This window comes from Vibrio sp. 2092 (assembly GCF_033339635.1).
Lineage (GTDB): Bacteria > Pseudomonadota > Gammaproteobacteria > Enterobacterales > Vibrionaceae > Vibrio > Vibrio alginolyticus.
Map to the genome: position 1 here is coordinate 152,310 of NZ_JAWOUY010000009.1, position 26,482 is coordinate 178,791.

Consider the following 26,482-nt stretch of genomic DNA (forward strand, 5'->3'; position numbering starts at 1 on the left):
TTCAGCTTCGCACCAAACGCCAACTTCGATGGCGATGTCAGCCTAGATGTTGTGGTTGTTGATGAAGACGGTGCAACGGTAGCAACCAATGCAAGCATCGATGTATTGCCAATCAATGATGCACCGGTATCAGGTGATTTGGCTTACAGCGTGGATGAAGATGGTTCTATCACTCTCAGCCAAGAGCAACTTCTTGCTCAAGCCGGCGACGTGGATGGCGACGACCTAACCGCATCCAACCTGACAGTTGATGGCAATGCGACCGTTGTTGCGAATGACGATGGTAGCTTCACTATCACACCAGATGCGGACTTCAATGGCGACATTGACTTGAGCTTCGACATTACGGACGGTGATGCAACCATTCAAGCCACTGCCGATCTGACTGTGAACCCAGTGAATGACTTGCCAACGGTTGGTCAGCCACAGTTTGTTACGCAAGAAGACACCAGCTTCACCTTCACCGAAGAGCAACTGCTGCAAAATGCAGGTGATATCGATGGTGATAACCTAACGGTTGAAAACGTTGCTTCTGACAGCGGTACTTTAGTCGATAACGGTGACGGCACGTACACCTTCGCACCAAACGAAAACTTCGATGGCAACGTGAACGTAACGTTTGATGTCAACGATGGCACTGCAACCGTGCCAGCAGAAGCGAACATTGATGTTCAATCTGTGGTTGATATGCCAGAGCTTTCGATTGCTTCAGACTTGGTGATTGCCTCTGATAATTTCGAGTCTGGCTCGAACGGTTGGAACGCGAATACTGAAAGTTCACAAGGTTTCGAAACAGGCGACATGCTGGGTCGTATTGGTGGCACTGGCGGTGATGAAGCGGTCAGCAAAACCTACGAGATCCCAAGCGATGTCAACGAAGTGAATATCTCGTTTAGCTTCTACGAAATCGACTCTTGGGATGGCGAGTCGTTCCAAATCTTTGTCGGCGGCGAACAGCTAACGACGTTAGAGAACTCAGCGTTCCGTACTCAAGATGGTACGACAACGCTTTACGACTCAGATGGTAATGAAGTGGGTGAAGTGATCCACGGAGCCTCTCAACGTGAAGGCTTCAGTGGTTGGAACGACCAAGCACACCAAGTGAACTTAACCGTTCCGGTGGAAGACGGTCAGCTTCAGTTAGGCTTTGGTTCTACGCTAAACCAAAGTATTCCTGACGAGTCATTCGGCATCGACAACATTGAAATCACGGTAGCGGACGCGGATTACCAAATCATTGGTACCGAAGATACACCAGTGCCGCTTGATATCGATGCAGCATTGACCGATACCGATGGTTCAGAAAACCTCGTTATCTTGATTGAAGATGTGCCAGAAGGCAGCTCATTATCAGCGGGTGTTGATAATGGTGATGGTACTTGGTCACTACAACCAGGCGAGCTAGAAGGGCTAGAGTTTATTCCTTCTGCGGACTTCAATGGCGATGTGACGCTAACCGTGAATGCAACCTCTACGGATGTGGATACAGGTACAACAGCGACAGCGACGCAAGATGTGACGATTCATATCTCGCCAACCAATGATGCACCAGAAGTGACGGGTGATATCACTGCGGTAACTGCCGAAGACAACAGCATTACGCTAACTCAAGAGCAGTTACTTGAGCATGCCGTTGATATCGATGGTGACGACCTAAGCGCAATCAACCTGAGCACCAATGATGAAAATGCAACGGTTGAAATGAACGAGGATGGCAGCTTCACCATTACTCCGAGCGAGAACTTCTACGGTGACATTGAGTTTAGTTACGATGTCACGGATGGCGAAGAAGTGGTTGCGGCTGGTCTCGACTTAACGGTAACGCCAGTCAATGACGCACCAGAGCCACAAGATCAAGCGTTCACTGTGGGTGAGGACGGTCTTCTTACCTTCACCGATGCTGACTTGTTAACAGGCGCGACAGATGTAGAAGGTGACAACCTAACAGTTGAAGGCGTGACTTACACTGGCGCGGACGGTGTCCTAACCGACAATGGTGACGGCACTTACAGCTTCGCACCGAATGAGAACTTCAATGGCGATGTGAACTTCACTTTCGATGTTTCCGATGGCGCGGATACCGTGACGGCAAATATCGATGTAACAGTTACGCCAGAGAACGATCCACCAGTTGCGGGCAGCACGTCTTACACAGTGCATGAAGACAACTCGATCACCATTAGTGATGAGCAACTACTGGCTAATTCGTCTGATATCGAGGGTGATGTTGCGATCAGCAGCGTGAGCTACAGCGGTAGCGACGGTGTGCTAGAAATTAATGGCGATGGTACTTACACCTTCTCACCAAACGAAAACTTTACAGGCGATGTTAGCCTTGATGTTGTAGTGGTTGACGAGGACGGCGCGGTTGATACAACAACAGCGGGAATTACCGTTCTTGAGGTGAACGATCCACCAATCGCAGGCACAACCAGTTACACCATTGATGAAGATGAAGTCATCACCATCAGTGCAGAACAGTTGTTGGCAAACTCTTCCGATATTGAAGGTGAGGTAGCACTAGATAGCGTGAGCTACAGTGGCAGCGAAGGTATCTTTACCGACAATGGTGATGGTACGTTTAGCTTTGCACCAAACCAAAACTTCAATGGTGAAGTGAATCTTGATGTTGTAGTCGTGGATGAAGATGGTGCGACCGCTTCGACGACGGCAAACATTGATGTTCTGCCAATCAATGATGCTCCGGTATCGGGTGACTTGGCTTACAGTGTCGACGAAGACAACTCAATCACCCTAAGCCAAGAACAATTGTTGGCACAAGCAACGGATGTAGAAGGTGATGCACTAACCGCTTCTAACCTAGTGGTTGACGGTGATGCGATGGTTACGGCTAATGACGATGGTAGCTTTACCATTACGCCTGACGCGAACTTCAATGGCGACATTGATATCACGTTCGATATCAACGATGGCAGCGATACTATTGTTGCAACGGCGGACCTAACGGTTAACCCAGTTAATGACTTGCCGCAGCCGGAAGATCAAGCGTTCACCATTGGTGAAGATGGCGTGTTGACCTTCACTGATCAAGACCTGCTTGATGGTGCAACCGATATCGATGGCGATGACCTATCGGTAGAAGGTGTCACATACACTGGCGCGGACGGTGTCCTAACTGACAATGGCGATGGCACATACAGCTTCGCTCCAAACGAAAACTTCAATGGCGACGTAAACTTTACCTTCGATGTTTCCGATGGCACGGACACCGTGACCGCGAATATCGATGTGAGTGTGACGCCAGAGAACGATCCACCGGTTGCGGGCAGCACGTCTTACACAGTGCATGAAGATAACTCGATCACCATCAGTGATGAACAGCTACTAGCGAACTCATCGGATATTGAAGGCGATGTATCGATTGATAGCGTGAGCTACAGCGGTAACGATGGTGTGCTGGAAATCAACGGTGATGGCACGTACACCTTCTCGCCAAACGAGAACTTCAATGGCGAAGTGAGCCTAGATGTTGTTGTAATCGACGAAGATGGCGCGACGGATTCAACTACCGCAGGTATCACGGTACTTGAGGTGAACGATCCGCCAATCGCAGGTCCAACTGCGTACACCATCGATGAAGACCAAGTTCTAACGTTCAGTGAATCACAAGTGCTTCTGAATGCTTCGGATGTCGAAGGGGATGTTGAGCTTGTAAGCATCAGCTACGACGGTCCAGATGGCATCTTCTCAGTAAATGGCGATGGCACTTGTAGCTTCGCACCGAATGAGAACTTCAATGGCCAAGTGTCGTTGGACGTGACTATTCGTGATGAAGATGGCGCAGAAGTCGACACCTATATCACTGTTGATGTATTGCCAATCAACGACGCACCAGTATCGGGTAACTTGGCTTACAACGTAGATGAAGATAACACCATTACATTGAGCCAAGAGCAATTGTTGTCTCAAGCGAGCGATGTGGACGGCGATGACCTTGTTGCTGAAAACTTGCTTGTGGATGGTAATGCGACAGTGACTGCTAACGACGATGGCAGCTTCACCATTACGCCTGATGCGAACTTCAATGGTGACATTGATATCACGTTTGATGTCAGTGATGGTTCTGACACCTTGGTCGCGACGGCAGATCTAACGGTTAATCCAGTTAACGACCTACCACAGCCAGAAGATCAAGCGTTCACCATTGGCGAAGATGGCGTCTTGTTGTTCACTGATGAAGATCTGCTTGATGGCGCAACGGATATCGATGGCGATGACCTATCGGTTGAAGGCGTGACTTACACAGGTGCAGACGGTGTCCTAACCGACAATGGTGATGGCTCATACAGCTTCGCACCGAATGAGAACTTCAATGGCGATGTGAACTTTACCTTCGATGTGTCAGACGGTACGGATACCACCTCTGCGAACATTGAAGTGAGTGTGACGCCAGAGAACGATCCACCTGTGGCGGGCAGCACGTCCTACACAGTACATGAAGACAACTCGATCACCATCAGTGACGAGCAACTACTGGCTAATTCGTCGGATATTGAAGGCGACGTAGACATCAGTAGTGTGACTTACAGTGGCAACGATGGCGTCTTCCAAGACAATGGCGATGGTACGTACACCTTCTCTCCAAACGAGAACTTCAATGGCGAGGTCAGCCTAGACGTTGTAGTTGTCGATGAAGAGGGTGCGACAGACTCAACCACTGCGGGTATCACAGTACTTGAGGTGAACGATCCACCAATCGCAGGTGCGACAAGTTACTCTGTCAATGAAGACGAAGTCATTATCTTCACGGAAGAGCAACTGCTAGCGCAGTCAAGCGATGTGGAAGGTGACGTGAGCCTAGAAAGCGTCTCTTACAGTGGTAGCGACGGCATTCTAACGGCGAATGACGATGGCACTTATAGCTTCGCACCAAATGAAAACTTCAACGGTGGTGTAAGCCTAGACGTAGTAGTGGCTGATGAAGATGGTGCAACTGCGACAACCAACGCGAACATTGATGTATTGCCAGTCAACGATGCTCCGGTATCTGGCGACTTGGCTTACAGCGTCGATGAAGACGGTTCAATCACATTGAGTCAAGAGCAGTTACTGGCTCAAGCGGGTGACGTCGACAGCGATAATCTAGAAGCAGTGAACTTAACCGCGGTAGCCAATGCAACCGTTGTTGAGAACCAAGATGGTAGCTTTACGATTACGCCTGATGCGAACTTCAATGGCGATATCGACCTAAGCTTCGACTTGATTGATAACGATGGTGCGAGCGTGGAAGTGGGCGTTGACCTAACGGTGAACCCAATTAACGATGCGCCGCAATCAACGCCAGTGAATATTGCTGGCACCGAAGATACCACCATTCTTATCACGCAGGACATGTTGCTTGCTAACGCGACAGATATCGACAACACCTACGACGAACTGTCTGCTGTCGACCTAGTGATTGATGAGCAATACGGTGACTTGCTAGACAACGGTGATGGTACTTGGTCATTCACTCCAGCAGAGAACTTCAATGGTGATGTGCCAATGTCGTTCGGCGTCAGCGATGGTGATTTAGTGACGCCGGCTGAAGGCAATCTAAACGTCGAAGCGGTTAACGATGCACCAGAAGCGCCAACCATCCAGATGCAAGGCGAAGAAGATGTGGTCATGGTGATTGACCCAGCTTACATCGCTGATCAAGTTACGGATCTTGATGGTGACGAAATCAGCGTAGAAAGCATCACGGTTCGTGCTCCTGCAAACGCGACATTAACTCAGCAACCAGATGGTATGTACCACTTGGTAACCACTCAAGACTTTAATGGTTTGGTGGAACTGGGCTACACCGCGACGGATGGTGAAGAAGTGGTTGAAGGTTCGTTGAATGTGGATGTTATTCCAGTCAACGATGCTCCATTCAATGTGGGTAATGCCTTTATGGCAACCGACGAAGATGGCGCATTCACCTTCGACGCTGGCGACCTGATGAACTTGTTCGGCGATATCGATACTGAAAACCTAGTCGTATCACGCATTATCACCGCAGAAGGTGAAGATGGTGGTGAGGTAACAGACAACGGTGACGGTACTTGGACATTCACACCGACTGGCGATTTTGCAGGGGTTTCTGACTTGCAAGTTGTGGTAAGTGACGGTGAGTTTGAGACGGTACTTGATGTACCAGTGTTTGTTCGCCCAGTTGCGGATGGCGCAGTCATCACAACCGACCATGATGGTCCATTAGTCTTCGGTGAAGACGAAACAGGTCACCTAGGCTTGAATGTCGGTCTAATCGACGATTCAGAAACGCTAAGTAACCTAGTGATGACTGGTTTCCCTGTGGGCTTCGAAGTTACGGACGGTGTGAACACCATTACCATTACGGAACCGGGTCAATACATCGACTTGAACGAGTGGGATATTTCAGACCTGCAAATGACGCCTCCGGCTGACTTCAATGGCGAGTTCTTTGTAACCGTGACCGCAACAACGGTGGATTACGGTGACGAGCCAGAAGAGTTCGAAGATGGCATCGATTCAGGTGACTTCGAAACCCTAGCGGGTGAACCCGTTATCCTAACCGCTGATGACCTAATCGGATTGGCAGAAAACGTAGACGCTGACGCGGGTGATGAAGTGAAATTCGTTCACCTAGCTGATCGCAGCCAAGGTGAGATAGTCGATAACGGTGATGGCACATGGACATTCAATCCAGCACCAGGCTTTACTGGTGAAGCGGATATCGCTTATGTGATTGATAAAGACGGTGTGCTTCATGATGAGCAAACAGGTGTGGTCGTGAAAGAAGATGCGCCACAAGAGAATGCTTCTCCAGAGATCGACAGTATTTCTACCACAGAAATGGCAGCGGATGGCACCTTGTCGTTCACCAATGATGACATGCTATCGACCTTGAGCGATGCAGAAGGCGACAGCTTGAGCATTGAGTCAGTGAGTCTAATGGAAGGTCAAGGTGTGATAGAGACCGATAACCAAGGTAACTACCAATTCACACCAGCAGAAGGCTACACCGGAGATGTTCAAGTTGGCTTCATTGCAACTGACGGTGAAAACCGCATTGAGAGCTTCTTTAATGTCGACATCCAAGGTGAAGGTGAAACCACAACCAGCGAAGGCTACGCATTGGCTGATGATGGTTCACTAACACTAACGGAAGCACAGTTGATTGATGAGCTTGGCATTAGCCCTTCTGCAGAAGTGTTGGATGTAACCGATGCAAACGATGCTGGTTTCTTCGCGAAATCAGGTGATGAAGAGTGGACATACTGGCCGAACGATGACTTCGATGGCAATTTGGCTATGGATGTTCAGGTCAACGACAACGGTGAAGTATCGACTCAGAATCTGAGCATCCAAGTTGCAGACGATTCAGCGCAAAGCGACGAGCCACAGATCCAAACTGCTCAAGCATCATCAGAGCAGCAAGTCGGCGAAGCGCAACAGCCTGAAGAGCAAGCAGCAAACGGTGCAGACAGTGAAGAGGAGAGCGCAGCTGATGTGACTGCAGCACCAGGCGATACCATTTCTATCTCGGTTCCAGATGAGGTCAGTGGTAACGAATCGGTGGATTATGCAGAAATGTCCGGTCTACCTGATGGTGCATCAGTAAGCAACGCACTGGATAACGGCGATGGCAGCTTCACATTAAGTGGCAACCTGAACCAACCAGTATCGGTTGACCTACCAGAAGGTTACGAAGGTACGAGCGAAATCCAATTCCAAGGTTACGACGAATTGGGCAGCGCAGTAGAAGGTGCGAGTGGCACAGTTGAAGTTGAAGTCGATGACCAATACACCATGCAAGGTTCTGCTCAAGATCAGCAACCAGACATGGCGGGTATGGAATCTGGCGGCAGCGACTGGACAAGTGCGGGAGGTCAAGATCAAGGTGTTGACTTCACGGATGACTCTGGCAGCTTCGACTCAGATACTCAAACGGGTACTGACCAAGGCAACGATTTCGATCAAAGCTCAATGTAACCAGTCCTAGACGAGGGCAGTGTCATTGCTGCCCAAACCAAAGCCATGCAGAGCCTACTTTGCATGGCTTTTTTGTTGGGCTTCTTTCTATGAGCTCTAGAAAAAAACTTGGAAATTGAAAAAAGTATTCTTAGCTAGTTTATACCCAAGTAACCTCGAGATGTTAGGTTCAGCGAGAATGGCTTGGTTTGTAGACGCGGCGGCGATTTAAAGGTCTAGTGGGTCTAAATCAAGAATCGACAACAAAGTATACAAACCAAGACAGCTCGCCCTTCGGGAGCGTGTCATTGACTCGGTTTCTGTGTCAAACAACTTGGAAAGAGCTGACTATTACGCTGCGTTGTTTTCCTTGACCCCGAATCAATGACAACGCTCTGAATCCTGCATCTTGAAGTCACTTGGGTATAAGAGTCATTTACAAGGAGGAGCGACATGTACCGTTATGTCAGTTCACCAAAAGCGTCAAAGTACATAGTACCGCCGCCACTGCATCGTGAGTTGTCGTGTATGGATGTGCCGGAGTCAGAACTTGAGATGCGTGAAATTCTGAACAATTGGTTTGCCGATGGATTGGCGCCCATCATTCAGAATGAAGACAATGACATCTCTGCTAATGAGCAACAGCGCTTTGAGCAGCTCAGCCGTACGGTGGGCGTGCTACTTCGTAACAAAGATTACTACTTCGCCACCAAGCGGATTCTTTCGTTGTGGGAGCAAGACTGTTTAGAAACCACTTACGTTAATTATCTGATTTTACGTAGTGAGCGCATACCATACTTCGAATAAGTCCCATTTCTTGGCTTGAAATAGTGGTTTACATGGTTTTCTTAGTAACTTTTGATACCTGTATTTAACATTTTTGTAAACATCGTTATATTTAAGGCTCATCGTTGTCAGGAGTTTATGGATGAACCTTACGATATCAGGGAAATTGCAGCTCAGTTTTGTGCTGCTAGCCGTACTTTTTATGGCATCAGCGGTATTCACGTATCGCAACGTCACCACCGTAGAGCAATACGCCTCTTCGCTACTTAAGTCCGATTTACCGACCGTCGACACCAGTCGCGGTATCCAACAGTCCGTTCAAGCGTCGCTGTCTTCTATTCGAGCCTACATGTTGCTAGGTGGCGATGAAGAGGCGAGCGCACGTCTGAGTGAGGACGTACGCAATATCATGGCATCTACAGACGAGTCGCTTCCAACGTTGCAGGCTTTGATTTCTGAACAGGATTTTCAAGCGATTCAAAGCCAGTGGGACGCAGTAAAAGTTTCTCTAAACAAGCTGATTGAACTTAGCCACAGTGATGAGAACTTACCCGCGCACAACCTCTTTATTAACGAAGCGGCACCCATTGCAGAAGTGGCACTTGATCAGCTTCAAAGCTTAATCAATGAAGAGTCAGGAAACCCATTTGGTGGAGACAGAAAGCGTCTGTTTAAAGTTTACGCGGATAGCTATACCTCGCTCGCCAATGCACTGTCTGCTCTGCGAGATTTCCTGTTGTACGGGCAGCAAGATCATTTGGACAAATACCACGACTTGATTAAGTACCATAATCAGTCTGTAGCGGAAATCGACAGCAAACTCGACAGACTGACCGATAACGACCAATCACTGTGGTCACTGTTTAAAGAAATGCAGCAACTGTACTTTCCTTTAGCAGAGCAGGTAATTGCATTGCGTCAATCGCCAGAGTGGAACGAATCAAACTTGCTGATGGCGAACGAACTGTTACCAGCAGCGGATGCCCTAGACCAAAGTTTAGAAACGATCGTATTGGCTCAGCAAAGTCGTGCTGATCAAAGTGGAAAGGGTATTAATCAGTCGATCAAGAACGTACTCACCACCATGTTGATTGCTGCGGTATTGGTTTTGTTTGCCGCAGTAGCGATTTCAAAATACATGGGCAATACCATTGGTCGCCGAGTGAAAAACTTATCGGAGCGTGCAAAGACGATCGCTTCAGGGGACGTTTCTCAGCCTCCGCTCACCGTTGTTGGGAAAGATGAATTGGCAGACCTTACCGATTCGATTAACCGCATGAACCAATCGTTAGCGAGCATCGTGGCAGGGGTGAGTGAGAAAGCGCACCAAGTGGATACCAGCATGGGAGCTTTATTGGAATCGGCGCAAGTCACTTCATTGAATGTTGAACAGCAACAGACCAGCATTGTTGAAATGGGAAGCCAATTGGATGAAATCGCTTTAGCCGCGCGTAACACCCTAGATCAAGCCAATCAATCAGTACAGAAGCTTTCTGATTCAAAAGGCGAGATTGAACAAGGTCGCGATGCACTAGAGCAAAACAAAGTCACCATGGAAAGCTTACATGGCAGCATTGAAACCGCGAGCACGCAAGTGACGCAGTTAAGCAAAGAGAGCGAAGCCATTGGTCGAGTTACAGAGGTGATTGAAGGCTTAGCAGAACAAACTAACTTACTGGCATTGAATGCCGCGATAGAAGCAGCGCGTGCGGGCGACCAAGGACGAGGCTTTGCAGTTGTGGCGGATGAAGTACGTATGTTAGCGACTCGCACTACTCAATCGACGACAGAAATCAACGGCATTATCAACGCGATTCAACGCTCGACCAATTCGGTGGTTGAGGAGATTGAACACAGCCAATCACTTGCGGAGCAGGGCGCTGAGCACATTGAAAAAGCGGTAACTCGTTTGCTCGTCACTACTGAACAAATTGGTTCTTTGAATGAACAAATGGCAGAGCTTGCGGCAGCGGCAGAGCAGCAATCTCATGCGACCAACTCGATCACTGGATTGATGTCCGATATAACTCAATCAGTGGATGAGGTTTCGAATAACAGCCAACGTGCATCAGAGACATCATTGCAAGTAAAAGAGCAAGTTACTGAGCTGAATCAACAGATGGCAACTTTCAAAACGGCATAGATAAGGTTTACGTCTGTTCATCTACTTTTGAACGTTAACCAAATAGTAAAAAAGCCCCAATTCTTTTTACACAAAAAGGATTGGGGCTTTTTGTTGGATGATACGCCGATATTCGTCTGCTTGCTCATTGGATTTGGCTATTTAAATCATAGCTAAAACCAAATTTTCTTCACCGAGTCAGAGTCGTAATATGACTCCATCGGCAGCAAATACTGCAAAAGAATTTTTAAACTTTATACCAATCCCGGTAAGAGAATAGTTCGTTACTACGATTGGTATCATCCTTCTAGGAGCAACATTATGAACAAACAAGTAAGCCTAATTGGTCTAGACAGCGAACAATCAGCACAACTAGCTCAACAGTTAAATCAACTGCTAGCGCATTACCAAGTGTTGTACATGAACTCTCGCGGTTACCACTGGAACATTAAAGGTGCGCAATTCTTCGAACTGCACGTAAAATTTGAAGAGATTTACACTGATCTACAAACAAAAATCGATGAGCTTGCAGAGCGTATTCTAACTTTGGGTCATACGCCAGCGCACTCATTCAGCAACTACTTGGAAGCAAGTGAAATTAAAGAACATCAAAACGCGACTTCTGGTGAGGAGTGTGTACAAGGTCTGGTTCAAGGCTTTAGCGTTCTACTTCTAAAACAGCGTGAGATTCTACAAAACGCGGGTGAAGCAGATGACGAAGGTACAGCGGCATTGATGGGTGACTACATCCGTGAGCAAGAAAAATTAATGTGGATGCTTAACGCTTACCTACAAGGCTAAGCAGCGCATCACCCAAGCAATCCTTGGGAACGCATGAAACAATCGGGAATAAGTCATAAGGGGCACGTTGGTGCCCCTTTTTTTGTTTGCGTATTTTATATGTGTGCTTTATTTGCGTGGTAAGGATTCAAAACGGCTCAATAAATCACTGAGTTCATTAAGCGCCAATGAGGCTGAATCATTGAAGGTTTCTTGATTACCGTGATGAACAAGGCAAGAGGGCATCTGCGCGTTATACGCTGCCTGCAAGTCGTAAAGGTAATCGCCGACATAAAGCACTTCATTAGGCATCAAACGCCACTCTTTCGCCAACACCTGCAAAGACAATGGGTCTGGCTTGGGCGGGAAGCATTCACGAGTGATGACTCGTTCCACTGAGATTTGGTTGTGCTCTAGTTTGCGCTGCGTGGCGATTTGGCAGTTGCGCGTCACGATAGCGGTTTTGATTTCATTTTGATGCAAGTGGGCGAGTAATTCATGGCAGCCAATCATTGGAGCAGACTGCTCAGCATCAGAAATCTCGTAATCAAATATCACGTTATGAGCGTGCTCTCGATGATGAGGGTGCTCAAGTGCGTCGACAAAATCCAATAGATCTTCACTCTGCGGACAGCCAAGCTGTTGTCGCAATTCGCCGAAGTTCATATCAGAACTCACCAAGGTGTTGTCTAAATCAAACACCACGGCTTTAATTTTATCGAGCTGTAAAGGGAATGGAATCATAATGACCTCGTACAACTTAACCGAACTATCGTTTTAAAAAACAAAAGGTTATTGTTAAGTTTAGATTCTTCTGCTTGGATTGTACGAAAATAAATCACTAGTACGTCACAAATTAAATAGTCTTAACGATTTTAGTGTTTGATTACCTTTCCTCAAGACGAAAGATTTTGCCGCTGTCGGTAGAAAAGTAGATATAACCATCGGGGCTGATGGTTATATCTCTTACTCGCTCACCAAGATTCTCCATCAATCTTTTTGATTCTGTGAGCTTGCCATTCTCAATAGAAACTACGTTGATGTGCGCCAGTTTCAATGCACCGGCGAGGATTTTTCCGTCCAATTCAGGGTACTTATCGCCACGGTACAAAATCATGTTACTTGGTGCGATAGAAGGGATGTATACCAGTTTTGGATCTTCCATTCCCGGTAACGACTTAGCTTCCCCGACGTCCAACGGACCCCAATACTCTTTACCATGAGAGACTTTTGCCCAGCCGTAGTTCGCGCCTTTCTTGATTAGATTAATTTCATCGCCACCCCGTGGTCCATGTTCAATCGACCACAGCTGTTTTGTTGCTTCGTCGTAAAACATACCTTGTGGGTTACGGTGCCCGTAACTCCATATCTCATGACGAGCTTCGGAAGGTTTGAATGGGTTGTCTTGCGGAACCGAACCATCAAGATTAAGGCGTAGAATACTGCCAGCATGGGTTTGAGTGTCTTGTCCATTATCACGTTCGCCACGGTCACCGATTGAGAAGTAAACTTTATCGTCTACAAATGAAATTCGACTGCCGTAGTGGCGACCTGTATCGGTGAAGGCATCAGCAACAAAGAGATCTTTCCAACCTACAAGCTGATTGTTTTGCAATTGCGCCGTCGCTAACGCCACCGTATTGCCTTTGCTCGTACGCTTGCTGTAGGTAAAGAAGAGTTGCGGGTTTTGCTTATCGGCATTCGGTGCGAGCGCAACATCCAATAAGCCGGCTTGTCCACTGGTGTTCACATCGGGAACGTTAAACAGCTTTTGAGGTTTGCCTGTGGTGATATCCAGCAACGAAACCGTACCGTTCTTTTGATTGACGATAACGCGTTGATTACCTAAGAACTCGATCCCCCAAGGGATCTGAAATCCACTCGCCACTTCGTTGGCGCGGTATTCGGCAGTGTTGGCAGAACAGGATAAACAAGCGAGTAGGGTAGCAGCAATCGTTCTCATGGTTCCTTCCAATATGAATCGTATTAATACTTAAAAGCTAACACTAAAAGACTATGTTTGGCAGAGATTCACTTGTATATGAATGTAAAAAATCCCCGATACGAGATCGGGGATTGAATTAAGGCTAGAGAATTGTTTAGTTAGCGAGATTACATCGCTTCTTCGAAGATCTTAGAAATTTCTTCGTGAGTTGCTTGTTTAGGGTTAGTGAAACCACAAGCGTCTTTCAGTGCGTTGTCTGCTAGTGTTGGGATGTCTTCTAGTTTCGCACCAAGCTCTTTAATACCTGCTGGGATACCCACATCTTTCGCTAGAGTAACGATAGCGTCGATTGCTGCCGCTGCACCTTCTTCAGCAGACATGCCTTCTACGTTTACGCCCATTGCTTTTGCTACGTCACGTAGACGCTCAGGACATACTTGCGCGTTGTAACGCTGTACGTGAGGTAGAAGAATCGCGTTACAAACACCGTGTGGAAGGTCGTAGAAACCACCTAGCTGGTGTGCCATTGCGTGTACGTAACCTAGAGAAGCGTTGTTGAACGCCATACCCGCCATGAACTGTGCGTATGCCATTTGTTCACGAGCTTCTAGATCTTCACCGTTTTTCACTGCTGTGCGTAGGTAAGCTTGGATAAGCTCAATCGCTTTGATTGCTACTGCATCAGTGATTGGTGTTGCCGCGATAGATACGTAAGCTTCAATCGCGTGAGTTAGGGCATCCATACCTGTTGCCGCAGTTAGCGAAGCAGGTTTAGCGAGCATTAGCTCTGGATCGTTTACCGAGATAAGCGGTGTTGTGTGCTTATCAACGATAGCCATCTTAATGTGACGCTCTTCGTCAGTGATGATGCAGAAACGCGTCATTTCAGATGCAGTACCCGCCGTCGTGTTGATCGCGATAAGTGGCATCATTGGTTTTGCAGATTGGTCTACGCCTTCGTAATCTGCGATTTTGCCGCCGTTAGAAGCAACAAGCGCGATACCTTTCGCACAGTCGTGTGGTGAACCGCCGCCTAGAGAGATAACGAAGTCACATTCGTTATCAGTAAGAAGTGCTAAGCCGTCGTTAACGTTGCTGATAGTTGGATTTGGTTGAGTGCCATCAAACACAACGGTTGCTACATCGCGCTCAGTGAGAAGGTCTTGAACTTGTTTGACTACACCGATTTGGTTAAGGATCTTATCCGTAACGATCAAACCTTTTTTAAAGCCTTGAGATTGGATGCTGTCTGCTGCGTCTTTCAAACAACCAGCGCCCATTAGGTTTACCGTAGGGATAAAAAATGCACTTGTCATATTGGATAGCTCCGTCGTTATTTTTAATAATCTTTCTTAATTTGCCATTTACTGTCGCACATTCGTTTCCAGATTGAAGTTGATCTAAAGCAAGTTTACCCACTTAGAGGTACTTGCAAGAGAAAAACTGTGACAGTGATCTTGTTGCACTGCGTATAAGTGCAACACTGATATAAAGTAGAACAAATATGAAACTATGGACGCAAACGATTGGCAGAAATTGACTTCTGACGCGGATATATCTCTAAATTCGACTAAAGTATAAAAAATCCCCATTAATAACTTAATTATCAATGGGGATAGGGAAGTGTTTTATAAGCTAACTACTAATAATTAAGCTATTTTAATCAGTTTTGATACTAACTTTTCGATACCTGAAGCCGCTTGAGAGATATTCTCTGCCAACATGTAAGCAGGGGTTGAAAGTACGAGGTGTTTTTCATCAAAAACGATGTCTTCGACAGGGCACGTGGTGTGTTCACCGCCCATTTGATTAAATGCTATTGAGACTGCCTCATCGTTGCCTACCGTTCCTTTCACGCCTTGCTCATAAATCATCGGAATAATGACAGGAGAAATACACAGATAGCCAGCTGGTTTTTTCGCATTAGCAAACGCGCGACAAGCTTGAGCTACGTGTGTGTTAATGGAGCACTCCGCACCCGAAACAGCGAAGTCGGTTAAGTTTTTCGCGGCACCAAACCCACCTGGAAGCAGTAGGGCATCGTATTCATCGACGTTAAGTTTGGCGACATCGTCAATATTTCCGCGTGCAATACGAGCTGATTCGATCAATACGTTACGTGTTTCATCCATTTCGTCACCAGTTAGGTGATTGATGACGTGGAGTTGGTCAATGTTAGGTGCAAAGCAGTGCCAAGTTGCACCTGCCTTCTCGATGGCGTAGAGCGCCAACACTGCTTCGTGGATCTCAGAACCGTCGTAAACGCCTGAACCACTTAAAATGACTGCGACTTTTTTCATGTTTGGATTCCTTTACTCTGAACGTTCCTTAGATTGCTCTTCGCTATCTAGACCATGCGTTTCCGAATGTGTTTTAACGTTTTCACTCTCGTTGTCATCTTCATCATAGTAGCGCACAACAAAGGGTGTAAGCATAACACTAGAGGGCAGAAAATGTTTCATATCGACTCCAACGGCTTAATAGAATGATTTTTATACTGATTTTTATAAAACAGTACGTTGAACCTGATCATTTTTGAGTTAAGCTGACGTTTCCTTTGGCATTCGTGAGTGGTAGGTCACATGAAATCAGTGCAATTTCGTTTCACACTTTATGGTTGTATCGCGATTCTCTCTTGGAGTTGTCTGCTTGGCATCGCGAGGTTGGTTACGGAGAGTTTAGGTCCTGTAGGCGGGGCAGCCATGTTGTACTCTCTTAGCTCTGTTTTCCTTCTTATCGTGGTCGGTATTCCAAAGTTGTCTTACTTTTCTCCCAAGTATCTTGCGCTTGGTGGTGCGATGTTCGTCTGTTATGAAATATTTCTCGCTCTATCTTTGGGATATTCCAACTCGCGCGCGCAGGCAATTGAGGTGTCGATTGTCAATTACCTTTGGCCCGCACTGACGGTTTTATTTGCGGTCCTTGGCAGCAATAAAAAAACAAACTGGTTGCTTTATCCCGCAGTTACGCTGGCGTTTGTTGGGGTTGCTTGGACTGTGAGCGGTGAGAATGGCTTATCCATAACTCAGATCATGTCCAATGTTAGTAGTAACCCTCTGGTGTATTTTATGGCTTTCGCTGGCGCGGTTATATGGGCTTTTTATTGCAACTTAACCCAAAGGCAGCAATCTAAACATAATGCGATTACCCTGTTTTTTATTGCAACAGCTGTTTCGCTTTGGGTCAAATACGCGTTTACGGATGAGCCACCAATGACATTCAGTTGGGAAGCGATGGGGTACTTAGTGGCCTCTGCGGCTTTAATGGCTGGTGGTTATGGTTTATGGAATATCGCGATCGTTGGCGGCAATATGGTTTTTCTCGCCACCTTGTCTTACTTCACACCCATTTTTTCCGCTTTATTTTCTTCCATTATTCTTGGCGTAACTCTGAGCCATAGCTTTTGGCAGGGCGTTGTGATGGTAACGGTGGGCTCGCTGATGTGTTGGTTAGTCACCAAAGAGAAGCGCGAAGCGGCTGGGTAAGTTACCAACGAGATCAGAGAATTTAAGTGAGCAACGAACAGATCTCCCTTGCGAGCTGTATTCGAATACGAAGAAACTAAATCGAAAAAATTAAAAAAGCTCCCGAGATTGGGAGCTTTTTATTGAGTTTTAACGGCTCTTTGGTGGCACTCTAATAAGCGACGTTCAAGTGTAGTTGAAGCTTGAATCTGTGCTTCGACAGTCGCTTGATAAGCTGCTTACGAGTGTGCTCTAGTGTATCAAGCTCCAATGTGTCGTCATCAATATGTACGTCCACATTTACTCGTAGCTCTTGGCCCACCTTCGTTACGCCAGCCAGTTTCAATTGATGCTCAGTTACTTTTTCAATCTCAAGAACATCTTTGCCAACGCTCTGACACAGCTCTTTGCTTGGTGCCATCATTAGTAGTTCACGTAAGGCACCTACTAGCATATCGAACGGTACTTTGAGGAAGTAAAAGCCCATTAAAACCATCATCATGGGGTCGGCATATACCGCATACTCAGAGAATGGCGTTAGTGAAACAGCCCAAGCCGAGATAAATCCTACGGTCACCGCCACACTCAACAAAGTATCCATTTGCCACTGTTTTTTCTCCGCTTCAATCAAGCCTGATGAGAAGCGGCGGCTGCGTTTCGCCATAAACCACCAAGCGTAACCACAACCGATAACATTCACGATGCCGAATAAGGTCGCAATAGAAGCATCGACCTCGCGACCTCCAGACATCAATGCTGATATCGCAGAGTAGAGAGAGAAGCTTACAACCACTAAAATGACGGCTGCTTTTATCGCAATAACGATTGGTTCTAAGACCGCTTTTCCAAATGGGAATACAGATTTTGAAGGCTTGTTAATATAGTAAGAAGCGGCCAGTGACAATAAAGTTAACAGTAAGCTGACCAAAGAGTAAACACCGTCAAACACGATGACAATTGAGCCTACAAGCAAGCCAAGTACCATACCACCAGCAGCGAACCCAGATGCCAAAAGGGCTGAAATGGTTAGAATACGGTTTTCGTTTTTGCTTGTCCTGTCACACATAAAAGATGCCTTTGAATTTTAATACCTTACTATTCTTCGCTCATAAGGTAATTTAGGCAACCACAAAGTGACCAGTAACTAATCTAAAAAATTGCGTTTTTATTTATATTCCTATAAAACAATGGCTTACTGTGATTTTTTGGTGTCAGTAAAATTGACGCTCACTGATAAAATGTTTAGAAGTCAAATAAATACTCGCTCAATTTATCTGCTAACCACGTCATTGCTGGATGCTCAGTATGGCCGTTAGGTGAAAACATACAGTAGTCTTCTTGCGTCAATCCGTATGTGTGTTTGATAACGGCGAGCTTCTGCTGACGAAGGTAATGGCGGATTAATGGTTCAGGAAGCACGCCCCAAGCGTCTTCTTCTAAGATGGTGTTCAGCATGTAGTCAAAACTCGAAAAACCAATATATCGAGTCGAGAAAGGTTGCAGTTCAGGGTTGTCTTTCTCATTTAGGTACACCATTAGTGCTTGCATCTGACTACGTAGATCTTCGTCTGAGACACGGCGCATCTTACTTAGGCGGTGTTCTACACTGCATACTGACATCATACGTATCTTACCTAAAGGGTTATATACGATACGAGGATCGTCTACTCGCTCATAATCAACGCCGAAAGCAAAATCTACTTGGTGGGTACTGACCAAGTTGGCTAAGTCGCCACTGGATGCCAAGATTAAGTTGAAGGTTGTTGAAGGAAAGCGGTTATTCAATGTATGAGATAATTCTTGCCAGAGATCATCAGGTAAGGAGTCGTCACGTGCTACCCAAACTTCCGCGTTAAACCCTTCCGAGATTTGAGCGCAGGTCTTTCTGACCCGTTGTGCGATGATAAGTAGGTGTTCGCAATCTTTGTAAATGGCTTTCCCAGCTTCAGAGAGGGTGAGCTGGTTGCCAGTTCGGTTAAACAATTCAACGTCGAGATCTTTCTCTAATGCCTTAATCGACATACTGAGTTTGGTGCGATTGCAGTCGAGTTGCCTTGCCGCTTCAGAAACAGAACCACACTCAGCGATGGTGCAGAAGGCTTCTACTTGAGTTAAGTTCATGATTTGACACAACCAATAAATGAATTCAAATAATTTGGGTATTATGCAGATGCGCTCCCAAAGCCATGAAAGATTATCGAAAAAAACGCGAATCCGCCAGATAAGTCTATGGTCTTTTAACGGTTTTGCGGTAATCTATGTGGGTTACAAAAAGTGAACATGGAGGCCACGATGGCACAAGATTGGGACGGCTTAGCAAAAAACTGGGAATCAAATCCAGCAACAGAGCAATTTGCGCAGTCGGTGTTTGAGCAGTTACAACAGCTAACTCAGCTTGATGGCATTAAAGTACTAGATTTTGGATGCGGAACAGGGCAGTTAAGTCAACGATTGTCACCGATGGTTAAAGACATCGTAGCATTAGACGCATCGGAAGCCATGATTGAGGAACTCGATAAAAAAGAGCTCGTCAACGTAGAACCTGTGGTAGATGCATTATCTCGCGGCTTGGTCGCTCAGCATCCGGCCTTTCGTGGACAGTTCGACTTGGTGGTTGCATCATCAGTTTTAGCGTTTGTGGAAGACTTAGACGCGTCATTAACGATCTCGCATTCTCTACTTAACCACGGCGGCTATTTTGTTCATTTTGATTGGATTGCAGAATGTGAACAAGACGGTTTTACCCTTGCGAAGTCTGAGCGTGCACTGAAAGAAGCAGGCTTTACTGAAGTTGAATCGCAACACGTTTTTGACATTACATCTGATGGTAAAACAATGTCGGTATTAATGGGGCTTGGTCGTCGCTAATACCGCTGAATAAAGAACAAAAAATGACAAAAGCGAGCTAACAAGCTCGCTTTTTTCTTATCTGCTGAGGGTATATGTAACTTCACTTGCTCTAAACAAGCGTCGTGGTGCAGGCAAGGACATACTCGAACAACTTAGTCTTCGGAGGTTATTTTGAGACGACTATCCTGCGTATCTCCTCCAGCACTTCAGGGTTGGCTATTGCGCCTAAATTTTCGACGCTTCGGTTGTTAACGACTTGCTTAACGGCTAACTCGACCAGCTTTCCTGAGCGTGTCTTAGGTATATCGCTTATTGCGTAAATTGCACTAGGTACATGCCTTGGAGAACATGCAGACTTTAGCTGTGCTTTGATGGAAGCGATCATCTCGTCATTGAGCTCTACCCCTTTGACTAATTGGACAAACAGCCATATTTGTTCGTTGCGATCGACTTCTTTTCCTACTGCGATCGAATCTAGAATACCGTCTATACAGTTCACTTGCTGATAGATTTCGGCCGTGCCGATTCTTACGCCACCAGGATTCAACGTGGTATCACTTCGACCATAAAACACGTATCCCCCAACGCGGGTCTGTTCAACATCATCGCCGTGGTGCCAAATATTGTCGAATTTATCCCAATAAGCACGATGATATCTCTCACCGGTGTCATTCCAAAAGCCAGCAGGGAAGTTGGGTAATGAATTGGCACAAACCAACTCACCGCGCTCTCCCATTACGCTATTACCTTGTGGGTTAAAGACTCGGACATCAACCCCTAACCCTGCTGATTGGCACTCTCCCCGATAAACGGGAGAAATAGGGTTGCCCAATACAAAGCAACCACAAATGTCTGTTCCGCCAGAAATCGAGGCGAGGTGTACATCTTCTTTAATGTGCTGATAGACATAATCAAACTGTTCTGGATACAGAACAGAGCCCGTTGAGCAAATGGTTTTCAGACTTGGAAATGCATCACTTTTCTGCGGAGAAAAAGATGCTTTTTCCAGCGCCTCTAGGTATTTTGCTGAGGTTCCAAATAGCGTCACTTCGGCTTGTTCTGCGAGGTCCCAGAGCACATTATGAGTGGGGTAAACAGGGCTACCATCAAAAATCACCAAACATGCACCGCTCGCGAGTGAAGAAACGTGCCAGTTCCACATCATCCAGCCGCAGGTTGTGTAGTAAAACACTCGGTCGTTCGGTTGAATATCGCAATGCAGTTGATGCTCTTTCAAGTGATTAAGCACCGTTCCGCCGACGGAATGAACGATGCATTTCGGTTTGCCTGTTGTGCCTGAAGAATAGAGCACAAATAGCGGATCGTTAAAATTCACACGAGTAAAAGTCAGCGCTTCGGGGGTGTATTGATTCAGGACGTTTTGCCAATCTTGGGTGCAGACATCGCATTCAAAAATGTGTGGTTTAAGGTAGCTAATTTGGCAAACTTGTTTAAGACCATCAAGATGATCCGCAATATGCTGGTTTTTCTCAGACATATCGAAAGTTTTGCCATTGAATGTATAGCCATCACAAGTAAACAGGATTTTGGGTTTCACTTGACCAAAGCGCTCCAAAACGCTTTCGATGCCAAAATCAGGTGAGGTGGAAGTCCAGGTCGCCCCTAAACTGGTGGTTGCTAGCATAGCTATCACCGTTTGAGGTAGGTGAGGTAAATACCCAGCGACGACATCACCTTGCTTAATTCCACATTCTTTCAACCATTGCTGCACACTCGAAACTTCTTCGCACAATTGTTTCCAGGTGTAGGTCTGTTTTTCTTCACGTTCATTTTCAAACCAAATCGCGAGATCATCGGGTTGGTGACACGCGTAGGTTAGCAAATTTTCGGCATAGTTAATTTGCCCGTTTGGGAACCATTTTATATCCCTATTTTCAACAGGTTGCTGCCAGCGACTTTCTGCTCGCTCTTTTATGGTCTCTCCCTGAGTGCCAATGACGTCGCAGAATAGCCAAACTTCCTGCCAAAATTTTTCTACATGATCGAGTGACCATTGATGCAGATCAGCGAAGCTTTCAAGGGTATTTCCTTGTCGATTAATGTGTTCAATAAACTGTGTAATGTTGGCTTCTTCGATACGACTTTCGCTCGGTTGCCATACTTTGCTGCTCTCGCGCATAGGTCCCTCTATAACAAAGTGATAACAGGTTTTAGTTTGAGAGGAATACACGATAAAGTCAAACAAGCCAGAGATTATATCGTGTCATAAAAATCATGCAGTTACGATGCGTTGTAAACAATATGTTACATCGGGATGATGCTGAGAAAATCGCGTAGGGATTGGAAGCTCTTAAGACTACAGATAGGCTTAATGTAAAGGATTTGTTAATGGAGATGAGCCATGACCCAGTATCGTTCTAAACCCGTAAACCAGGAAGGCAGGGTTGAATGGAGCCGTGAAGAAGACGCCATTTGGCGAGATTTGGTAACACGACAAATGGGTGTGATCCAAAACAGAGCTTGTGAGGCTTATTTACACGGTTTGACGCTGCTTGATTTACCTCAAGACCGCGTTCCTCAGTTGCCAGAAATTAATCGTGTCTTGATGGAGACAACAGGTTGGCAAGTGGAGCCCGTTCCCGCGCTTATTGATTTCGACCGATTTTTTAATCTACTCGGTAATAAGCGCTTTCCAGTCGCCACATTCTTGCGTACAAGAGATGAGTTCGATTACTTACAGGAGCCAGATTTCTTCCACGAAATATTTGGTCATTGCGCGATGTTAACCAACCCAGACTTTGCTGCATTTACCGAGCATTATGGTCAACTAGGACAAGCCGCTACCCCAAAACAAAGAGCCTATCTCGCTCGTCTCTACTGGTTTACCGTAGAGTTTGGTTTGGTGAAAGAAGGGGACAAAACCAAAATTTACGGTGGTGGTATTCTTTCATCTCCTGGCGAAACCCTCTACGCATTAGAGAGTGATGCAGCAATTCGCGACCCATTTGAATTACAAACTGTGCTGAGAACGCCTTATCGTATCGACATCATGCAACCGAAGTACTACGTGATTGATGACTTTTCTCAGCTTTTTAAAATCAGTCAGTTAAATTTATTGAAACAAGCCGATCTAGCGATTGAAGCTGGACTGCTTCCTCCACTTTTTGAACCAAAGGAACCTGCTCATGTTGAATGAACAAAAATGCGAAGCTTGTAGTATCGATGCCATTGCACTAAGCAAAGAAGAACAACAATCTCTGCTGCTGCAATTGTCTGATTGGCAGATCATTGAAAGAGAAGATATACCTCAACTAGAAAAGGTGTATAAATTTAAGAACTTCAAACAAGCATGGGCTTTCAGTAACAAAATCGCGGAACTGGCAGAAGATGAGTTCCACCATCCTTCTATTTTGTTGGAATGGGGTAAGGTTACCGTAACGTGGTGGAGTCACTCTATCAAAGGTCTGCATAAAAACGATTTTATCTGCGCATCAAAGTGTGACGCGCTAGCATCGGCAGAGTAGGACATTACCTCATACAAAAAAACGCCCGGCTTACGTCGGGCGTTTTGGTTCTAAATGACTTTTACATTACTTTATAGATTGATTCGGAAGACGGATGTCGTGCCCGATACCTCATTGCCAACGACGATAAAATGACCACCATTACGGGTAAAGTAATTAATGGATTCTGGACCTAAATCGCCTGCTTTTGGATTGTATGTATCGTTCATGCATTCGCCATCTTCGACTTCTGTACACACTGGTTGATTGTAATCACGGCGGTTGACGTAATGCATAAACTGCGCTTGTTTCGGGTCTGTGATGTCATAAATCATGATACCGCCTTGACGCTCCAAGCCGATAAACGCGTAATGGCGGCCGTTAATTTGTGCTACTTCAATCGCCTCTGGCTCAATGCCTTTATCATCACTTCGGTCATCGCCACTATTATTGTTATCGTTGGTGCTGTTGAAGTTCTTGCCTTCATTCAGCAGCGCGATAGTCGCGAAATCGTCACCACTATCGAAGACCAACTTGCCGTTTTCATCCCAAATCGAGAATGAACGCGCGCCAAATGATTGAACATTCTCTTGTGCAGAAAGCGTTTGTTCCGGCTTAATCACTTTTAAACGCGCGAGTTGTTTGTTGTCTTTTAGTGCCTCTGCCAATGGGTGTTCTGCTGCCACTTTCAGCTTCTTACCGCGCACTTCATCAATATGGCTTAAACAGGTTCCTTGCTCAGATGTATATTCATCTGTACCGAGGTAATCGTCTTCATCCCACATAAAGCCAGCTTTGTCGCACAATTCTTGAGTGGTTTTGAATCCATACTCACGCCCGTCGCCTTCATTTGCAGATACGATGTAAGTACTCCCATTCACTGAGTAGCTGTCGATAGTGTCAGGCATAAATAAGCCAACCAGTTGTGGGTAGCTTTTCAAGTTCCCAATGATTTTGTCTTTGTTGGATGCATCGAGTTTAGCGCCCGACCAAGACTTCTCACCTAAGCCAACAATTTTTTCTACCGATTTGCTCTCTGGATTGACGATTGCCATGGCGTTATTTTCTTGTAGCGCGACATAGATTTTACCGTTATCTGCAAAAGTGAGGTATTCAGGCTCTAGATCTTGTGCGACGGTGGCGTTTGGCCCCGAAATACGCACATTCATTGGGAGCTCTGCTTTTCGTGAACCATCAAATTCGTTAAAGCCAATTTGTGTCACTTCTGCTTGAGTAACACCAAGGCTCAGATCGATCAAAGTGATACTACCTTCAGGGTCAATGCTGTAATCGCTGTTTGGTTCTCCTTCATTAGCGGTTGCGATGTATCGGCCATCTTTCGAGAAGCCAACCATGTCTGGCAATGCGCCTGTTGGAAACGTCATGACTAATGACAAATCGTCGGAGCGGTACAAGCCAACAATACCATTCGCTTGTTTATTACTGTTTTCAATCGCAACAGCTACCAAACCATTGAATACAGCGACACTGTTTGCTGCGCCAATTTCAATGCCCGCTGCTTCGCCAGCGCTGTTGAGATCAATGAATGCGCTTTGCGTTGGTACGCCGTTGTCATCCATAGAAAGTACATCGATACGTTTTGCTTGAGCATTCACCACATAGAGCTTATCTGTACAGGCGTCATAACTCACGATTTCAGCTGCCGATGTGTCGAATGAAGCATCAGCAACGGATGTTCCGATAAACGTTAAACCTTGAATTGACGTTTCCCTAGTAACGGGTGCAGTGGTAGGTTTGCATTGTGTAGCGAATGAAGCCACGGTATCTTCGGGTTGTGATGAACACGCGATGGCAAGTGATGACAATGCGAGTACACCGATTGCCTTTAAAGGGGTGATCATGATATCTCCTTATCAATCCGATAGGTTGTCAATCAGCATGGGTTTTATGCTGCTGTCCATTTCCGCAATTGGAATGATAGAGCGCTGAATGACGTTTGATTTGGTAAGGCTCTGAATATATGTATGATTGATGACTCTTATATTGGCTTTTTATGAAACTAATGTGTCATCAATATGATGAAGTAGGGATAGAGGAATAATGGAATTAAAATCGTTTTTAGATTTATTGGCAGCGTCACCAGAGCAGGTCGAATTTGAAGCAACGATGGCGGTGATCGAAGATAACTATACGTTTGAGCCAACCGCTTTTGTAAATGGTGAGACACAAAACAATGCAGGCGAGAACAACGGTTCGTGTAAGATCTTCGCTTTCGGTTTGCTAAACAACCTCGACAAAGAAGCGACGCTAGCCTGCTTTGGCCGTTTTTATCGTGAAGATGTATTGCAGCATCCAGAGAACAGCGATCACCAGAATATTCGTAATTTTATGGTGACAGGGTGGGAAGGCATTAAGTTTGAAGCGTCCGCTTTAACCGCTAAATAAACACCAGTCAGAAAACGATGATCAGTAAGCCAGTCGTATTACGCGACTGGCTTTTTTTCTAGACATTTTCGGCACAAACACAGCTGGTTGGCGCTTGGCTTGGGTAAATCACGGGTTTCAATAGTAAAGCACCAGCATGTCTCTTTGCCTGCGGCGATATCACAATGGGCTTGAGTCCCGCACTCAGGACAACTGTGCGTTGAATCTTCTCCTGCGATTTGTTCGATAATCGCATCTCGTTGGAGATCGGTTTTGTCTTTCCATTGGATGATTTCATCCATCGTCCGGTGACAACCAGAGCATATTCCGGCGTTATTTTTACATGCTGCTCGACAAGGTGACTTCATTGCTTTCTCGTTCTCATTTTTTATGCCGCGTACTCTAGCACAAAGCGAGTCAAGGCCGCCAAAATAAACGTGACTGCGATTTGCTGGTGAGGAGGGAGAACCAGTGTTACCCTTGGGCGAGTTACCTTAACTCTCTGTCACTTATGTTAGAAAAAGAAAACCTCATTAAACTCGCTAGAATGCAAATGCCATTTGGGAAATATGCAGGGCGAGTGTTAATCGATCTGCCTGAAGAATACTTACTGTGGTTTGATAAAAAGGGCTGGCCAAGCGGCGAGCTAGGGGATTTGCTCAAGCTATGTTTAGCGCTCAAAATTGAAGGCTTAGATAGTGTCGTGAAGCCTTTGAAGCGCATGTAATTAGCTACAGAAACGCCC

Annotated in this window: 20 protein-coding genes; 10 read left to right on the forward strand and 10 right to left on the reverse strand. The window is 46.0% G+C overall.

Going from position 1 to position 26,482, the window contains the following annotated elements:
- From R7P80_RS16565 to R7P80_RS16580, 4 genes are all read left to right on the forward strand, one after another.
- Positions 1 to 7,962, forward strand: a 7,962-nt coding sequence (locus R7P80_RS16565) for a tandem-95 repeat protein (RefSeq protein WP_225491738.1), incomplete at its 5' end; no start/stop codon positions are given.
- A 432-nt stretch (positions 7,963 to 8,394) separates the two neighbouring features.
- The gene (locus R7P80_RS16570; RefSeq protein ID WP_222716920.1) at positions 8,395 to 8,748 is read left to right on the forward strand and encodes a hypothetical protein; all 354 of its coding nucleotides are present in this window, start codon (positions 8,395 to 8,397) and stop codon (positions 8,746 to 8,748) included.
- Between the two features lie 121 nt (positions 8,749 to 8,869).
- On the forward strand, positions 8,870 to 10,870 hold the full coding sequence (locus tag R7P80_RS16575; RefSeq protein WP_225491737.1) for a methyl-accepting chemotaxis protein: 2,001 nt from the start codon (positions 8,870 to 8,872) through the stop codon (positions 10,868 to 10,870).
- A 300-nt stretch (positions 10,871 to 11,170) separates the two neighbouring features.
- A complete protein-coding gene (locus tag R7P80_RS16580) occupies positions 11,171 to 11,650 on the forward strand; it encodes a Dps family protein (protein WP_033906834.1) in 480 nt (159 codons plus the stop codon).
- Between the two features lie 108 nt (positions 11,651 to 11,758).
- Here R7P80_RS16580 and R7P80_RS16585 read toward each other — a convergent pair whose 3' ends face one another.
- The 5 genes from R7P80_RS16585 to R7P80_RS16605 form a co-directional block, all read right to left on the reverse strand.
- A complete protein-coding gene (locus R7P80_RS16585; protein ID WP_021707668.1) occupies positions 11,759 to 12,373 on the reverse strand; it encodes an HAD family hydrolase in 615 nt (204 codons plus the stop codon).
- A 142-nt stretch (positions 12,374 to 12,515) separates the two neighbouring features.
- Positions 12,516 to 13,592, reverse strand: a complete 1,077-nt coding sequence (locus R7P80_RS16590; RefSeq protein WP_225491736.1) for a PQQ-dependent sugar dehydrogenase — start codon at positions 13,590 to 13,592, stop codon at positions 12,516 to 12,518.
- 149 nt (positions 13,593 to 13,741) lie between these two features.
- Positions 13,742 to 14,890 carry an L-threonine dehydrogenase gene (gene yiaY, locus R7P80_RS16595; RefSeq protein WP_005388247.1) on the reverse strand — a complete coding sequence of 383 codons (1,149 nt, stop codon included), beginning with the start codon at positions 14,888 to 14,890 and terminating at the stop codon, positions 13,742 to 13,744.
- Positions 14,891 to 15,223: 333 nt separating this feature from the next.
- Positions 15,224 to 15,874, reverse strand: a complete 651-nt coding sequence (elbB, locus tag R7P80_RS16600) for an isoprenoid biosynthesis glyoxalase ElbB (RefSeq protein WP_017634378.1) — start codon at positions 15,872 to 15,874, stop codon at positions 15,224 to 15,226.
- 12 nt (positions 15,875 to 15,886) lie between these two features.
- Positions 15,887 to 16,036 carry a hypothetical protein gene (locus R7P80_RS16605; protein ID WP_017634379.1) on the reverse strand — a complete coding sequence of 50 codons (150 nt, stop codon included), beginning with the start codon at positions 16,034 to 16,036 and terminating at the stop codon, positions 15,887 to 15,889.
- 120 nt (positions 16,037 to 16,156) lie between these two features.
- On the opposite strand from R7P80_RS16605, the gene yddG reads away from it, so the two are divergent.
- Complete coding sequence (gene yddG, locus R7P80_RS16610) at positions 16,157 to 17,059, forward strand: aromatic amino acid DMT transporter YddG (protein ID WP_005389394.1); 903 nt, start codon at positions 16,157 to 16,159, stop codon at positions 17,057 to 17,059.
- A gap of 151 nt (positions 17,060 to 17,210) precedes the next feature.
- On the opposite strand, the gene R7P80_RS16615 is transcribed toward yddG, so the two are convergent.
- Positions 17,211 to 18,104, reverse strand: coding sequence for a cation diffusion facilitator family transporter (locus tag R7P80_RS16615; protein WP_053303754.1), 894 nt, complete (start codon positions 18,102 to 18,104; stop codon positions 17,211 to 17,213).
- A 176-nt stretch (positions 18,105 to 18,280) separates the two neighbouring features.
- Positions 18,281 to 19,159, reverse strand: coding sequence for a LysR family transcriptional regulator (locus tag R7P80_RS16620; protein WP_005375568.1), 879 nt, complete (start codon positions 19,157 to 19,159; stop codon positions 18,281 to 18,283).
- 171 nt (positions 19,160 to 19,330) lie between these two features.
- On the opposite strand from R7P80_RS16620, the gene R7P80_RS16625 reads away from it, so the two are divergent.
- Positions 19,331 to 19,906 carry a class I SAM-dependent DNA methyltransferase gene (locus tag R7P80_RS16625; RefSeq protein ID WP_017821100.1) on the forward strand — a complete coding sequence of 192 codons (576 nt, stop codon included), beginning with the start codon at positions 19,331 to 19,333 and terminating at the stop codon, positions 19,904 to 19,906.
- 148 nt (positions 19,907 to 20,054) lie between these two features.
- Here R7P80_RS16625 and R7P80_RS16630 read toward each other — a convergent pair whose 3' ends face one another.
- Complete coding sequence (locus R7P80_RS16630) at positions 20,055 to 22,028, reverse strand: acetoacetate--CoA ligase (RefSeq protein ID WP_225491735.1); 1,974 nt, start codon at positions 22,026 to 22,028, stop codon at positions 20,055 to 20,057.
- A 222-nt stretch (positions 22,029 to 22,250) separates the two neighbouring features.
- Here R7P80_RS16630 and phhA point away from each other — a divergent pair, with 222 nt between their 5' ends.
- Both phhA and R7P80_RS16640 read left to right on the forward strand, forming a co-directional pair.
- A complete protein-coding gene (phhA, locus tag R7P80_RS16635; protein WP_005375564.1) occupies positions 22,251 to 23,045 on the forward strand; it encodes a phenylalanine 4-monooxygenase in 795 nt (264 codons plus the stop codon).
- A complete protein-coding gene (locus tag R7P80_RS16640; protein ID WP_005375563.1) occupies positions 23,035 to 23,373 on the forward strand; it encodes a 4a-hydroxytetrahydrobiopterin dehydratase in 339 nt (112 codons plus the stop codon). Before phhA ends, R7P80_RS16640 begins: the two co-directional genes overlap by 11 nt.
- Positions 23,374 to 23,444: 71 nt before the next feature.
- Here R7P80_RS16640 and R7P80_RS16645 read toward each other — a convergent pair whose 3' ends face one another.
- A complete protein-coding gene (locus R7P80_RS16645; protein WP_136976463.1) occupies positions 23,445 to 25,214 on the reverse strand; it encodes a choice-of-anchor I family protein in 1,770 nt (589 codons plus the stop codon).
- Between the two features lie 199 nt (positions 25,215 to 25,413).
- On the opposite strand from R7P80_RS16645, the gene R7P80_RS16650 reads away from it, so the two are divergent.
- On the forward strand, positions 25,414 to 25,758 hold the full coding sequence (locus tag R7P80_RS16650; RefSeq protein WP_005375560.1) for a HopJ type III effector protein: 345 nt from the start codon (positions 25,414 to 25,416) through the stop codon (positions 25,756 to 25,758).
- A gap of 38 nt (positions 25,759 to 25,796) precedes the next feature.
- Here R7P80_RS16650 and R7P80_RS16655 read toward each other — a convergent pair whose 3' ends face one another.
- On the reverse strand, positions 25,797 to 26,105 hold the full coding sequence (locus R7P80_RS16655; protein ID WP_080276966.1) for a cysteine-rich CWC family protein: 309 nt from the start codon (positions 26,103 to 26,105) through the stop codon (positions 25,797 to 25,799).
- A gap of 143 nt (positions 26,106 to 26,248) precedes the next feature.
- On the opposite strand from R7P80_RS16655, the gene R7P80_RS16660 reads away from it, so the two are divergent.
- Positions 26,249 to 26,464, forward strand: a complete 216-nt coding sequence (locus R7P80_RS16660; RefSeq protein ID WP_005375557.1) for a DUF3820 family protein — start codon at positions 26,249 to 26,251, stop codon at positions 26,462 to 26,464.
- Positions 26,465 to 26,482: the final 18 nt, after the last annotated feature.

What these genes read in the sequence shown, in the direction of transcription:
- R7P80_RS16570 (WP_222716920.1), top strand. Translation starts at nt 8,395, where the DNA reads ATGTACCGTTATGTCAGTTCACCAAAAGCGTCAAAGTACATAGTACCG.
- R7P80_RS16575 (WP_225491737.1), top strand. Translation starts at nt 8,870, where the DNA reads ATGAACCTTACGATATCAGGGAAATTGCAGCTCAGTTTTGTGCTGCTA.
- R7P80_RS16580 (WP_033906834.1), top strand. Translation starts at nt 11,171, where the DNA reads ATGAACAAACAAGTAAGCCTAATTGGTCTAGACAGCGAACAATCAGCA.
- R7P80_RS16585 (WP_021707668.1), bottom strand. Translation starts at nt 12,373, where the DNA reads ATGATTCCATTCCCTTTACAGCTCGATAAAATTAAAGCCGTGGTGTTT.
- R7P80_RS16590 (WP_225491736.1), bottom strand. Translation starts at nt 13,592, where the DNA reads ATGAGAACGATTGCTGCTACCCTACTCGCTTGTTTATCCTGTTCTGCC.
- yiaY (WP_005388247.1), bottom strand. Translation starts at nt 14,890, where the DNA reads ATGACAAGTGCATTTTTTATCCCTACGGTAAACCTAATGGGCGCTGGT.
- elbB (WP_017634378.1), bottom strand. Translation starts at nt 15,874, where the DNA reads ATGAAAAAAGTCGCAGTCATTTTAAGTGGTTCAGGCGTTTACGACGGT.
- R7P80_RS16605 (WP_017634379.1), bottom strand. Translation starts at nt 16,036, where the DNA reads ATGAAACATTTTCTGCCCTCTAGTGTTATGCTTACACCCTTTGTTGTG.
- yddG (WP_005389394.1), top strand. Translation starts at nt 16,157, where the DNA reads ATGAAATCAGTGCAATTTCGTTTCACACTTTATGGTTGTATCGCGATT.
- R7P80_RS16615 (WP_053303754.1), bottom strand. Translation starts at nt 18,104, where the DNA reads ATGTGTGACAGGACAAGCAAAAACGAAAACCGTATTCTAACCATTTCA.
- R7P80_RS16620 (WP_005375568.1), bottom strand. Translation starts at nt 19,159, where the DNA reads ATGAACTTAACTCAAGTAGAAGCCTTCTGCACCATCGCTGAGTGTGGT.
- R7P80_RS16625 (WP_017821100.1), top strand. Translation starts at nt 19,331, where the DNA reads ATGGCACAAGATTGGGACGGCTTAGCAAAAAACTGGGAATCAAATCCA.
- R7P80_RS16630 (WP_225491735.1), bottom strand. Translation starts at nt 22,028, where the DNA reads ATGCGCGAGAGCAGCAAAGTATGGCAACCGAGCGAAAGTCGTATCGAA.
- phhA (WP_005375564.1), top strand. Translation starts at nt 22,251, where the DNA reads ATGACCCAGTATCGTTCTAAACCCGTAAACCAGGAAGGCAGGGTTGAA.
- R7P80_RS16640 (WP_005375563.1), top strand. Translation starts at nt 23,035, where the DNA reads ATGTTGAATGAACAAAAATGCGAAGCTTGTAGTATCGATGCCATTGCA.
- R7P80_RS16645 (WP_136976463.1), bottom strand. Translation starts at nt 25,214, where the DNA reads ATGATCACCCCTTTAAAGGCAATCGGTGTACTCGCATTGTCATCACTT.
- R7P80_RS16650 (WP_005375560.1), top strand. Translation starts at nt 25,414, where the DNA reads ATGGAATTAAAATCGTTTTTAGATTTATTGGCAGCGTCACCAGAGCAG.
- R7P80_RS16655 (WP_080276966.1), bottom strand. Translation starts at nt 26,105, where the DNA reads ATGAAGTCACCTTGTCGAGCAGCATGTAAAAATAACGCCGGAATATGC.
- R7P80_RS16660 (WP_005375557.1), top strand. Translation starts at nt 26,249, where the DNA reads ATGTTAGAAAAAGAAAACCTCATTAAACTCGCTAGAATGCAAATGCCA.